The following is a 13,264-nucleotide window of genomic DNA, read 5'->3' as shown; positions in this document are numbered from 1 at the left end:
TCATCATGATGGCACCGGACGGCGTCACCGGCCACGCGGTCATGACCGCGGCGGACAGTGGTGAGACCGGACTCGGTACGGCCACCGTCGTCGCTGATGGCCTTCGGGTGCGCTACCGAGTCCCCTCCACCGACGCCGAGGACCTGCGGGCCACGTCACCCGCCCAGAAGATCTTCCTGGGTATGACGGGGCAGAGACCGAAAGTGAGTGTCGATGCCCTTAAAGGCGTCTCTTTCGTGGCACGTGCCGGAGAATCGATCGGAATCCTGGGGCGTAACGGGGCCGGGAAGTCCACCCTTCTTCGCGTGATCGCCGGCTTGGAGACACCGACGTCGGGAACGGTGAGTGCCCGTTCCAATCCGGTGCTGCTTGGGGTCAATGCGGCCCTTGTCCCAGACCTGTCCGGAGAACGGAACGTGCGCCTCGGGTGCCTGGCCATGGGGCTGGCCCCCCACCAGATCGACGCGATCCTGCCGGAGGTGATCGAGCTGACCGGAATCGGGAAGGCCATCTACCGCCCTATGAAGACCTACTCCTCAGGAATGTCCTCACGCCTGCGGTTCGCAATCGCCGCCGCCGCGAACCCGGACATTCTCCTCATTGATGAGGCCCTGTCCACCGGAGACGCTGCGTTCAAGGAACGCAGCGAGAACAAGATGACTGAGCTGCGGCGCGGTGCCGGGACGGTCTTCATCGTCAACCACGCCGCACAGGTCATTGAGGAGATGTGCACCCGGGCGCTGTGGCTCATGGATGGCGAGCTCATCGGAGATGGCCCAGGTCCCCAGATCGCCCATGACTACCGCTGGTGGTCCTGGAACATCGCCAAGGGCAAACCGGACAAGGCCGCCACGATTCTGGCCACGTGCAGGGAGAAGTGGAAACCAGCAGGGGTGCGGATCCAGCGCTCGGAGAGTCGCACGCTGCCCTATCGACACGCTCGAGGAGTATGACCATGCGCATTGAGGACAGCGCGATGACAGGACGAATCACGGTCTACGGATCCTGCGTGGCCAGGGACGCCGCGAGTGAGATGGAGAACCGGGGGTGGAGCGTGGAGCGCTACATCGCCCGTCAGTCCCTCATCAGCGCGGGGCGCCCAGCCGACGTCGGAGACCTCGACCTGTCCCTCCTGGCATCGCCATTCGCTCGTCGTTGCTTCATGTCGGACGTGGTGGGAAACCTGGAGGCCCAGCTGACGGCTGTGGCCGCGCGCACGGATCTCCTGCTGTGGGACCTGACTGATGAGCGTCTCGGTGTCCTGGAGACGTCCCCCGGGGCGTTTCTGACGCGTTCGACAGAAGCCATGACAGCCGGCCTCTACGAGGGACTCACCGCCAGGTTCCTTGAGCTGGGGACGGCAGAGCACCTGCACCTGTGGCGGCCGGCCCTTCTGCGCTTCCACACTCTGCTGAAGCGGCTCGATCTCACGAGGAGGACGATTCTCCTCAACGTGCCGTGGGCAACGAGGACTACCTCGGGTGAGCTGACAGTCCCGAGCTGGGGGCAGACGGCCATGGAGGCCAACTGGGTCATGACCCGCTACGTCGACCTTGTCCGTCAAGAGACCGACATACGGATCCTTCACGTACCCGATGAGCTCGTGGTCGCCGATGACGCGCACCGTTGGGGAGCCGCCCCCTTCCACTACGCCGGCACCCTGTACTCATGGGTGGCCGACGAGCTGGAGGTCGCGCAGGCGCCACGCGCTCTCGCCCCGGCGCTCTGAGCTCCGCCTCGCCTCCGTCACCGTAGTGACGAGGAGACTTCCATCATGAGCGCGTTCCAACGATCCTTAAGAGGTTGAGGCTTGTTCATTGAGACGTCTAGACCGTTTTAGCGGTAGTTGCGTGTCACTCATCAAAGTCACACCTTGCCCCTGAGGGAGTTTTTAACACCCAAGCCAATTCAATCAGAAAACGAGGCGTCACAAGAAAACCGCCCCACCCGTCACTCCACTCCGACGACAAGGCCCACGCACCCCCTGACGGCGCGTACGTACGGCTCGCGATCAGTACCCATGAGGCCCCGCCGGCGTGCGCAACACATTTATGGACAAGCGAATCATCGATGACGCACGCATAATGGACCAGGTCGGCGGAGATCTTGCATTCCTCATCCTCTCCCTGATGCAGAGAGAGCCTCTGTCCAGGTGAATCCAGTTCGCACCGGCGCCGAACGGCCGACGGAACCTCCGATCAGTTGGTAGAATATATTGCGCTGTTGAGCGAACATGGATTCGACGTGAGCGCGAGCGTGGAAGGCGAGAGTGTCTAATCATGAGTACTAACGATACGAACGGACTGAAGCTCCTGTTGCACAGCATTGACAGTTCCGGCCGTTTTCAGGAGGATACGACGGGACGCGGACGAGACGAGTCCCCGGAGATCGTTCTTAAGGGGAGAGATCCTGACGGGGCTTCGGTGGCAGTAACTCTGGAGGATATGACTCACCCATTGTTCGGAACCATGACCCATTGGCTAATTTGGAACATCGAGCCGACGGATAGGATTCCATCTGCAATTCCTCACGGTAAGGAGGTGGGTTCTCTTTCCGCACGCCAGGGTCTGGCCTACGGATGGCATCGTTATCGTGGACCCAAGCCACCACGCGGCAAGACACACACCTATCGGTTTACCGTATACGTGCTGGATGAACGATTGGATCTCTCCGCACGGTCTCGACGCAAGGCCCTGCTCCGGGCCATCGAGGGGCACGTGCTCCAGCGTGCCGTCATAGAAGGAACCTTCGAGTAAATGACCTCATCAATTCATCACCCGCCTCACCGACGACGCCGAAGAAGCCCCCGGCACTAATCGTCCTGACTTCGCGAGCCTCAGCCAGCCGTGGCCTGCGGGGCCACAGGGGAATACGCGGGACGCCTCCTCCGGAGTAGCGCCGTTGCGCCTCAGAGCCGGTGAGGACCCAACCGACGTCGGTTCCGGCGTAGCGAAGGGGCTCAGCCTGCCGACCAGGAGGCTCGACGGTGCAGAGCTCCATGACCTCGCCGTCACGCACCACCGCCACCTCAGGCTGCCCTTTCCACAGCAGAAGCCGGGCCCGATCCCGGGCGCCAAGGTTTCCCCAGGGGCTGCGGATGATCTGGTCGGCATCGAGCCTGTGCGCCAGCCGTCGCATCTCGGCGGCGTGCGCCTGAGCCAGTCCTGGCGGCTCGGCGGGCATCCGACCGCCGTCCACGACGCCGAAGTACCATCCCAGGTCGTACAGGATCGTCTGCTGCGCCCAGGGCGCGTCACTGGCGACGTCGAGAAGTGCGTGGTAGCGCGTGCGCATCTGGGCGTCGTAGCGTCCTGGCCGCGACCAGGCGGTCTGAACCGCGGAGTCGCCGGAGGCCCGCTTGTCGTAGTGGTAGACGGCATCGGGCACGTAGACGATGCGGCCCGAGCCGTTTCGGATGCCTCCCAGGTAGAGCGCGTCCTCGAAGGTGGGGGCCTCGCGGTCCTCGGGGAATCGAGATGCAAGCGCCTGGTCGAGGCGAAGGAGGCACTCATGGACCGAGAGCTGGATGGCCTGTGGCTGGCGGGCGGCGTCGACCCGAGCGGTCCCGTCCTGGAAACGAAAGTCGAGGGGGTGCCGCAGCCGGTTGCCCTCCTGGTGGATGACGGTGCGGCCGGTCAGCAGGATGTCACCCCGGCGCCTGGTACCCAGCAGCCGGGTGAAGAAGTCGGGGGCGAGCCAGTCATCGGGATCGGGGAAGGCTATCCAGTCTCCTCGCGCGTACTCCATTCCCAGGTTGCGGGCCCTGCCCTGCCCACCGTTGTCGGTCTCAACGATCTCGACGTCGAGGTCTGTTCGCCCGGCCCAGGCGCGGCAGATTCGGGGTGAGTCGTCACAGGCACCATCCAGGACGAGCACGACCTGGAGACGGTCGTGGGGGTAGTCCTGGGCATCGAGGGAGTCGAGAAAGCGTGGTAGGTAGGGAGCAACGCCGTAGACGGGGCTGACGAGGCTGACACGGGGAGAGCGACGAACCGCCCGCAGCGCGTCAGGAATCAGGCTGCGCATCAGATCATGTCGCGCTGAAGCTGCTTGGTGAGACGGGCGCAGGCTCCGGCGTCGAGCAGGATGAAGCCCTCCGGGGCGACGACGCGGCCGTAGACGACGTCCTCCACCGCCTGATAGACCTGCTCAGAGGTGTCGGCGCAGACTGCGCCAACGGCCTCGTGCCGGGCTCTGTAGTGATCCGTGTCGGGCCGGCCGTGGGGGTCCCAGACGATGCCGACGCAGCCGGCGAGCATGCCCTCGTCAAGGACGGAGGAGCGGTCGGAGATGACGGCCCAGGAACGGGCCAGCGTCTCGGGCAGCTCACGGCCGGAGACCGAGGGGACGCCCAGGGCACTGAACCACTCGGGCGCGTTCAGTGCGAGCTTGGGGTGGGCGAAGAGGAGCGGGTGGTGACCCGCCTGGGTCAGGCCGGCGGCCAACTCGAGCCACGGCCGGTAGAGCTCATTGAGGAGCCCGACGGCGTCGGGATCGTTCTCAAGTGCACGTGAGACCTCCGGGGCCCAGGTGGGGGCCAGCAGGATACGGTCTCGGTCCTGTCCCAGGAGGCTGTAGAGGTGGTCGTGGCGGGGGAATCCGGTACGCCAGACCTCTCGGTCGGTGAGTGTGTAGGAGGTGTGATCCGCCGTCAGCCCCGCCTGTTCCGGCGCGGTGGCGCACACGACGACGTCCAGGCGGGAGCCGTTGAACCAGCGCCACATATCGCGCATGGTCACGCCGTGCTGGAGGAAGACCACGCGCTGGTCGGTGCCGGTGCCCGCGCTGTTGAGACGATCCTTGATGAGTGGATCACCGATGTCGGACAGGATGATGGTCTCGGCGCCGGCCCAAGCGGCGTCGAAGCCGGGACCTGTCGGGTCGAGGAGGACGAAGCCGTCCTGCGCGAGCCGGTCCCAGTCCGGGCAGGTGCGTTCAATGACGAAGATGTGCCGGACGCTGGGGGCGTGGGTGCGGGCGTAGCGATACAGCGGCTCGGCATTGTCACCTGCGCTGTCATGACGGTCCATGTAGAGCCAGGTGCGCGGCCAGTCGGTTGGTGATGAGGCCGTGTACGGCGAGGGCGCCGAGGAGTCCGCGGAGGACGACACAGTCGAGGCCGACGACGCGTTGACCTGCTGGGGCGGGCTCTCCGTGCTGCCGCGGCCGAGGACCCTGGCCAGACGTCGGCGCAGCCCGGAGGGCGATGATCCGTGACGGTGCCGACCGGGTACCGTCTCAGGGGGTCTGGGGTTTCCCCGGTAAGGAGCCACCGGAAGCTCCTGGCCGTTGATGACCGCGGTGATCTCTCCCTTGGGCAGCCAGACGATGCGCTCGTGGAGCACGACCTCGTCGAAGTAACGGTGATCGACCGTCTTGGCGCTGGTGGGGCTCGCCCAGCTGCCATCGACCTTCCACTGCTCGGCGGGCAGGGCCCCGGTGAAGAAGTAGGTGGCCTTCTGGTCGCTGCGAAACCTGCGCGCTGAGGGCAGGATCGGTGCCGGCATGGGTCCGGCGGCCAGGGCCGTCAGGGCGGTGCGGCGCCCCACGGCCAGCGGCGTGGAGCAGTAAGCCTCGATCTGGGCAGCAGGAACATGACGAGTGACGGAGCGCAGCAGCTGGGCCACCTCGGCACGCTCGGCCACCGTGAGCCGGGCAGAGGGGAAGCGCAGTCCCCGGTCTGCCTCGGTGACCTGGATGAGGCGGTGAATGACGAGCTGGTAGACCCAGGCGGGAGGTGGGCTATCAGCCTGCAGCCACGCCGGCAGGAGCGTGCCCAGCAGGTGGCGGTAGTGCTCGATCTTCCCCCAGGCGCCGGGAGGTGACGGGGCGTGGTGGACGACGGCGGGACCGTCATGGAGGCCGACCCGGTTGCCGGTGTCCACGATATGGGCGATAAGCCCGCTCAGTCCGGCGTTCTCATCACTGCCGTTGGCACCGTCGGTGTCCTCAATACCTCGCAACGGCCCCAGCCCTCCCCAGTCCGACATACCTCGGCGGGGGACGGTGAGGACAACTCCACTGATGGTGTCGGGGAAGATGTAGGGCTCAGCGGTCAGGTCCGCGCTGCGGCTGCCGTGCTTGAAGCGCCATTGCAGCCGGTCATCCCGAGCGCCGTCGGGCCGGATGGTCACGGTCGAGGTGAGAAGGGTGCCGACGGCGTCGCCCGAGCCGTGCTGAGCCAAAGAGGCGAGATAGCCGGGCTCAACCCTGTCGCCGGCCCTGAGCAACAGGACCCGGGTTCCGGCGCTCAGAGGCCTGAGGACTTGGGCCAGCGACCCCGGGTCGGGGCAGCTGAGCGGAACGATCCCGGTCTCAGGCAGGTCCTGTCGAAGAGAGTCGAGCGTGTCCTGACCACCTGCGGAACCGATGATGATGACGTGCATGGTCTCGGCGCTGCGGGCGTTCATAAGGTGGGCATCTCCATTTCGTGGGGCGGTCCCCAATGACTAATGGTGGACGTCGCCAGCACCTCCGTGTTGGAGATGCCCCAGGTGTGTCCGAAAGTCGTCCCCCGCCGTTGGACGAATCCAAAACGAGAGGCCGAATAGATACGAGCCCCGACACGTACGCATTCATTGAGGAAACCAGTATCCTCCCCAATGGTCGTCTCGGGAAAATTGATGTCACGTGCCAGATCCGCACGGACCACCAGCGTAGGTCCGGAGACGAAAGTCGTATAGCGGTGCTCCCAGTCGCCGAAACGCAGTACCGTCAGGTCCGGCCCGGTCAGGTGCACGTAGTGGGCGTGCTTGCCAACGACCTCGGCGCGGGAATAGTCGACTGCGGCGAGGGCCTCGAAGAGATAGTGGTCACCGTAGAGGTCGTCATCATCCATCTTGGCGATGTAGTCGGCCTCCACCCGAGTGAGCATGATGTTGTAGCAGGATCCCAAGGGAGTACTGGTCTCTGCCGTGACCCAGTCGATCTCAAGACCCAACTCGCGGGCGCGGGCCCTGCTGCTGGCGCGCGGAGTGAAGCCGTGGGTGAGGATGACTGGTGCCATCGTCACCTGCTGCTGACAGGCCAGGGTCTCCAGGACGTGGTCAACCTGCTCCGGCCGAATGGTGGCCACCAGCGGTGCGATGGTGGGCCGGCGTCGGGCCCGCTCCCCCAGTCCGACAGCGCGCAGAACGGTGTCCACACGGTGGCTGTAGGTGTGGTGGGCCCAGATTTCGCGCTGCGCCAGGTAGGTCATGTACTCCCCGAGGAGCGGGTTGGCCACGAGAGCGCGCACGGTGAGCCCTGCCCCCACGCGGTCGGAGACCTTGGCCAGGGTGCCCGCGGGCAGAAGGCGGTCGGTGGCCGGCGTGGGGGTGGTCACCACAGGAGTGCCGCAGGCGAGAACCTCGATGACGCGGCGCGGAAGCATGGACGGGCTGCCCACCACGGAGCTGACGTTGAGGAAGACGGCGTAGGCGCGGTAGGCACTGAGCATCTGGGGGTAGCTGAGGCTGCCGCGCACATGGGAGTCCCAGGGAGACGGGAACTGGTAGGTGTCATCACCGTCGAGGTACCGGGAGAAGATGTCCAGCCCGTGGGGCAGCCGGGCGGAGACGTCGAGGGCGCCTCCCAGGACGATCTCCATCTGCTCACGTCGCTCGGGGTACTTGTGGGCGAAGTAGGTGCCGGCGAAGGCGACGTCCCGCAGGGTAAGGGGGTTGCTGTCGTCACCCAGGGGACGGATCGGGTTGTGGATGGTCGGCTGCGCCGCGAACGGCAGGATCCCGACGCGGTCGTGCCCCAGGTCGCGCTGGTAGTGCTCCACCATCGCCTCGTCGGTGGTGAAGACCCAGTCGAACAGGCGGGCGGTCTCGATGGCCTCGTCGTAGTGGGCGGGGTCCTCCTTGTTCCAGAAGACCGTCGGAACCCCCTGTTTTCGCAGCGCCGTGACCATCTCTCTCAGGTGACCGGAGGGCCCCTGGGGACCGATCACCTGGAAGCGCCAGGTGTCGTCGTTGCCGTGCCAGGCGGACTCCACGAAGAGCAGGTCGATGGGGGTCTGGTCGAGCTGTTCGCACCAGCCGGTGGGCGTCAGGGGTACGGCGCGCCACTCATAGCTCAGGGCGAGCGCCGTGAACTCGTCGGCGATGACGCCGACGGTCACATCGTGACGCGGCCCGGTCTCCTTCGGTGAGGGCAGGGGCCAGTCCGGGAAGGACGTCTGATCCCGGCGCCTGGAGGCCCACCGGCGGGGACGCGCCCAAGCGGTCGCCCGACGACGGCGCAGGTGCTCGCGCAGCCCCGCCAGCCCTGAGTGACGCAGGTGCCACAGGGCGCGCCGCAGCTCAGGCGCCGGCCGACGTGTCATGCGGGAGTCTTCTGCGCTCACGACTCTCCCCATTTCTCGTCCAGGGAGTCGAGCAGCTCATCGAGCTGGTCGCCATCGCGCTCGAAGTCGAAGACGTAGTCCCTGTTGGTCACTCCCAGTTCGCGCCCCTCGCAGTCCTTCTTCCTGCCGTCGATGACCTCCAGTGGGGTGACTCGGGCGGGGGTGGTCTCCAGCGAACGTCCCCAAAACTCGCCGTAGCGGGCGGACAGGATGGGCGGGGTCTCGGTGTATCGGAGCTTGACGAAGCCGTCCCCTCGCTTGCGCAGCACGATGCCGCCGTCGAGGATGGTCAGTGAAGCCACCTGCTCGCCATAGGCCTGTTCGTCCCCGCTCAATGTCCCCTCCCCTCCGTGCAGGCCGGCGAGACTGCGCGAGGCGGAGGTAATGAGCTCAGCGGTGTCGGGGCGCTCTCCCAGAACCGCACCGTCAATGGCGATGTAGTATCCGCCGTCGCGGACGGCGCCGATGAACAGCTGGGCGGACATGGCGCGCATGCGGGCGCTGTGGGTGAGAACGTCCACGAGGACGTCGAACCGGCCGTGAGTGGCCAGGGCCTGGTGCAGGTCGACCTGGTTCGTGAAGGGAACCACCCGGGCATGACCGATCAGACCGGAGTACTCCACGGGTTCCGCCTCGGACTGTCCGTCCCACTCCGCCTGCATCGTGCAGACGATCAGCTCACGCGCCCCCAGCGTCAGGGCGAGGTAGTTGCTCAGGTGGGGCTGAGGGCCGTCAACGAGCACGGCGACGCGTGGCTGCGCTCCGCCGTCGTCCCCGTCACCCAGTCCCTGAAGGACAGGCTCCAGGACTCCTGCTAGCTCGGCCGAGGGCGTGACAGCCGGCACGCAGGTGGGGGCCGCGCTCTGGGGCGCCGCCTTGGGCTGCAGCCTGTGCGGACACATCACGCGATCGCTCCTTGCGAGGCGCCTCGACTGCACCGGCTCCTCGGGGATGCCTCGTCCTCCTTGGGCTGCTGGTGGAGCGCTTCGGAGCCGAGCACCGCGTCAAGGGTGTCCCGCAGCGAACGCGCATTGTGCTCCTGAACGTCGAAGGTTCCGCGAGCGCGGAGGGGGTCGGCCAGAGCCGTGCGGATCGCCTGAGCGATGTCCTGGGGCGAGGTCCCACTCAGAACTCCGTAACCGAGGGCGATCAGCTCCCGATTGCCGGGAAGATCGGATGCCACGACCGCAGTCCCCAGCGTCATTGTCTCCAGCAGGGTGACCGGCTGCCCCTCGTGCAAGGAGGGCAGGACGAACAGGTCGGCTCCGCCAAGGACCGGGAACGGGTTGTCCATCTGCCCCAGAAGCGTCACGTGCCCGGCCAGTCCCAGGGAGTCGATCCTGGCCCGCAGCGTCCCCTCGAGCACCCCGGATCCGACGATCGCCAGGCCGATACTCAGGCCTTGAGCGCTGTCGTCCTCGGTGCCGTCGCCCGGGTCATCGCTGCGAGCGCCGTCCTGCTCTCGCAGGAGAGCAACCGCCTCGATAAGAGCGGCCTGGTTCTTCTCCATCGACATCCGTCCCATAGTGGTCAGGACGAAGTCGTGCTCGTCCTTCAGCGCGGTGAAGGCATCGGGGGCGGGTGCCTGCGCTCCGAGGCGCACCCGCTCGATGTCGAGGAGGTTGCGGGCCGAGAGCTGTCGCTGGGAGAGGCCGATGCCCAGCCCGGCCAGCCCGGTGCGGTTGTGGCGGGCCAGTCCCGGGCTGACCGCGACGACGGCGTCGACATCGCTGTAGAGGACGAAGACGCGCCGGAGGTTGGGGTACTTGTCGCGGTACTCGTTGTCCATCTGGTTGTGCTGGTAGCAGGAGGTGCGGGAACCGCGACGCCCCCAGGCCGCGATGAGCGATACCCAGGTCTCGGCGTAGCCGTCGTACTCGATGGCGGCGTCGGGCACGAAGTCGCCCAGAATGCGGCGCGTCTCGCGCTCGTAGTACGCCCAGTAGGCATCCCAGAAGCTCTGCGAGGTGTAGGCGTCGGGGTGGCGGGCGAAGTCGTTGACGCAGGAGCGTTCGTGAATCCGCCAGGGGGCGGCCCCGGGCTTGCAGATGACATGAACATGACGAGGCAGGCGACGGAAGATCTCCTGACGGTTCTCGTTCCCGCGCAGGACGGAGGGCTCGACGATGAGGTTCACCGAGTAGAGCGAGGGATCGAGTGCCTCCAGGAGCGCAAGGAAGGCAGAGGCGATCCCGTTGGGGATCATGGAGGCGTGGAACAGGAGTGTCCGGCGCTTGCGGGCACCGTCGCCGAGCGCGGGGTCAAGGGCGTGGTCCCTGATGATCGCCCGCGGTCCGAGGTCGTTGTCGTCGTCGAAGAAGAATCGGGCCAGCCGCGCCGAGGCCCGCCCGTCCTCGTAGGGACAGTATCGGGCCAGGGCCTCCTCATCCGCGATCCCCTCGCCGACCAGGGCACGTCCGATGGCCGAGGCCAGCTCGCCGCGGTCGTAGCAGGCCAGCCCGGGGACCTCCTCAGGATCCAGGTACAGACCCCGCTCGGCTCTGTAGTCCTCGATGTCGTGCATATAGAGCACAATGGGACGCTTCTGGGGGAGGAAGTCGAAAAGGATCGAGGAGTAGTCCGTCACCAGGACGTCGACGGCGGCCAGCAGCTCGTTGGTGTCGATGTCCTTGGGCACCACGCTCACCGGGAGATCGACGCCGGCCAGAAGCTTCTCGGAGAGGCGGTGGACCCGGTAAACCACGAGCACGTCGTCGCGGGAGGCCATGGCGGTCAGGTCGGCGAGCAGGGCCTCGCGGTCCAGCTCCCGTTTGCTGACTCCGCCACGCCAGGTGGGGGCGAACAGGACCAGACGGCGTTCGTCGTCCTCAGCCATTCCCAGGCGGCCTCTGAGTGCCTTGCGGTCCTGGCCACTCATGGTCAGTGAGGTGTCCAGTCGAGGGGATCCGGCGACGATGGTACGGCCCCGGTAGACGTCGAGCAGATCATGGTCCTCGATAAGAGCCCATCGGGTGAGCTCATTGGGCGCCATGAGCGTGGTGCTCAGCTGGAAGTTGCGCTGCAGGTTCTCGTAGTCGAGCAGACCGCCCCGCATGGACCGTCCCAGGGTCTTGAAGGGGGTGCCGTGCCAGGTGTTGAGGTAGCGCTGCTCGCGACGGCGCACGAAGTAGGGGGCGAAGGAGACGTTGTTGACGAGGTACCCGGCCGTGGCGAGGTACTGCATGTACTCGGTGCTGTGCAGGGGAACGAAGACGACATTGCGACGCCCCAGCAGATCCGCAGGAACGGCGCCCAGGTCGTTGACGGCCCAGACGTGGATCAGGTGGGAGTACTCCGGTCGGTCGACCATCCAACGGAAGACGGCCAGGGGGTGGCAGCCTATCGAGGCGCCGTGATTGGACTCCCACAGCACCAGATGGGGACTGACTGGAAGGACCTCCAGGGCCTCGGCGTAGCGGATGTTGCGAGCCGCTCCCGCGGTGCGCCCATAGGCCCGTGGGTCCAGCCCGTCCTTGCAGCCGAACTCCTCGGCCTGCTCGAGGATCTCGCAGGCGAGCTCGACCTGCCCGGCATCCTGGGCCAGCTGGGCCAGGACCAGGCGGTTGCTCCGGTCCCCCTTGAGAACCAGAGGAAGAATGTGACGGATGGATCGAGCGGCCGTGCGCGCTGCGGCAGGCGGGACGTCCATGCCGGCGTCAGGGTCGTCCGCACCGCCGTGGGACCTGAGAGCCTCGTGAAGACCGAGCATGATGTCACTGATGGTGGACTCGACAAGATCCTCCGGCCGCTGCCGAGGCGGCGGCGAGCTCTTAGCGCGGACCAGGGCGAGGAAGCCCGTGCTGGCCCGCTGCTTCGACACCGATGCCAGCCCGCGCGGGGCCGGTCCCAGGTAGGACCAAAAGGACTCCAGCGCCTCGTCGTGGCGTCCCAGCCTTGCCAGACAGACCCCACGGCGATAGCTCCACCAGCTGCGGGCAGGCTTCTTGAGCGTCCGCAGGGCCTCCAGGTAGGAGCGCTCCGCGGTGACGAGGTCACCGACACGTTCCGAGACGAGCCCCAGCTTATAGAGGCTGTTCCCGCTTCCCGGATCCAGCGAGGCGGCCAGGGCGTACTGTCCTTGTGCCCGCTCGTACTCGCACAGGCGGTCAAGGCACAGACCCAGCTCATAGACCAGATCGGCCCGGGACATCCCCTCTCCGGGGTACAGCTCAAGGAGCTCGAGCGCCAGTTTCCAATCGCCCCGGGAGCACGCGAACTGGGCCGGCCCTTTCCTGCACGCCTTGCCGCCGGCGGCCTCGCAGGCGGCGGCGAAGCTGACGGTGGCGGAGGCCCGATCGCCGTCACGGTGGGCGATGAGCCCCTGCTCGAAGAGCTCCTGCGCGCTGAGCCGATCAACGTAGGCCAAGGACTCCAGGGTGCACCTGGCCGGCCCGTTCAAGCCCAGGTGGAGCTGGGCCTGAAGAATCTTGCGCAGCCAGGCGGCATCGGTCTCGTGCTCGGGCAGACCGGAGAGCAGAACCTCCAGACGCTGCCACTGCGGGGTGCTCTCAGGCAGGCAGGTGAGCAGCTTGTCCGAGTAGCGCCGGTCTCGCACTCCGGAGGAGATGGCGCGCGAGAAGAAGACGGAGGCAGCCTCCGGATCATCCTGTCGCTTGAGAAGACAGCCGGCGCGGTAGAAGGCCTCTCCGCAGGCGGGGTCGCGGTCAGCCACCTCGGTGTAGGTTCTCAGAGCGGCCTCGAGCTGCTCCTGACGCTCGGAGATGACTCCCAGACGCAGGCGGATGGCGGTGTCGCGGGCGCTCTCTGGGATCTTTTCATACAGACGCTTGGCCTCTGCCAGGTTGCCGTCCTCATACTCCTTTGCGGCGACATAACGCACCAGCCTGGTGACGGCCGGCAGCCGCAAGCGGCCAGAGACGGCGCGGCCCATCTTCCTGAGGACAGCATCCTTGCTCGCCATAACCGCCCTTG

8 protein-coding genes are annotated in these 13,264 nt (G+C 66.5%); 3 read left to right on the top strand and 5 right to left on the bottom strand.

Annotated elements, in window-relative coordinates:
- The first annotated feature begins 8 nt into the window (after positions 1 to 8).
- From BKH33_RS07985 to BKH33_RS07975, 3 genes are all read left to right on the top strand, one after another.
- Positions 9 to 953 carry an ABC transporter ATP-binding protein gene (locus tag BKH33_RS07985; protein ID WP_081391528.1) on the top strand — a complete coding sequence of 315 codons (945 nt, stop codon included), beginning with the start codon at positions 9 to 11 and terminating at the stop codon, positions 951 to 953.
- A 2-nt stretch (positions 954 to 955) separates the two neighbouring features.
- Positions 956 to 1,729 (top strand): DUF6270 domain-containing protein, encoded by a 774-nt coding sequence (locus BKH33_RS07980; protein ID WP_003784732.1) that lies wholly within the window; start codon positions 956 to 958, stop codon positions 1,727 to 1,729.
- Between the two features lie 550 nt (positions 1,730 to 2,279).
- Positions 2,280 to 2,756, top strand: coding sequence for a YbhB/YbcL family Raf kinase inhibitor-like protein (locus BKH33_RS07975; protein ID WP_075407495.1), 477 nt, complete (start codon positions 2,280 to 2,282; stop codon positions 2,754 to 2,756).
- On the opposite strand, the gene BKH33_RS07970 is transcribed toward BKH33_RS07975, so the two are convergent.
- From BKH33_RS07970 to BKH33_RS07950, 5 genes are read right to left on the bottom strand one after another with little or no spacing between them, the layout of a single operon-like run.
- Entirely contained in the window at positions 2,734 to 4,026 is a 1,293-nt protein-coding gene (locus BKH33_RS07970; RefSeq protein WP_003784767.1) for a glycosyltransferase family 2 protein, read from the bottom strand. The genes BKH33_RS07975 and BKH33_RS07970 overlap by 23 nt on opposite strands.
- Entirely contained in the window at positions 4,026 to 6,410 is a 2,385-nt protein-coding gene (locus tag BKH33_RS07965) for a hypothetical protein (RefSeq protein WP_003784724.1), read from the bottom strand. The genes BKH33_RS07970 and BKH33_RS07965 overlap by 1 nt, the downstream gene beginning before the upstream one ends.
- A complete protein-coding gene (locus BKH33_RS07960; protein WP_043539728.1) occupies positions 6,407 to 8,311 on the bottom strand; it encodes a glycosyltransferase family protein in 1,905 nt (634 codons plus the stop codon). Before BKH33_RS07960 ends, BKH33_RS07965 begins: the two co-directional genes overlap by 4 nt.
- A 17-nt stretch (positions 8,312 to 8,328) precedes the next feature.
- Positions 8,329 to 9,237, bottom strand: coding sequence for a hypothetical protein (locus BKH33_RS07955; protein ID WP_003784776.1), 909 nt, complete (start codon positions 9,235 to 9,237; stop codon positions 8,329 to 8,331).
- Positions 9,234 to 13,253, bottom strand: coding sequence for a CDP-glycerol glycerophosphotransferase family protein (locus BKH33_RS07950; protein WP_076071060.1), 4,020 nt, complete (start codon positions 13,251 to 13,253; stop codon positions 9,234 to 9,236). The genes BKH33_RS07955 and BKH33_RS07950 overlap by 4 nt, the downstream gene beginning before the upstream one ends.
- Positions 13,254 to 13,264: the final 11 nt, after the last annotated feature.

The sequence above is a fragment of the Actinomyces naeslundii genome, from assembly GCF_001956585.1.
Taxonomy (GTDB): Bacteria; Actinomycetota; Actinomycetes; order Actinomycetales; family Actinomycetaceae; genus Actinomyces; species Actinomyces naeslundii.
This window is presented reverse-complemented; position numbering and strand designations above follow the sequence as displayed.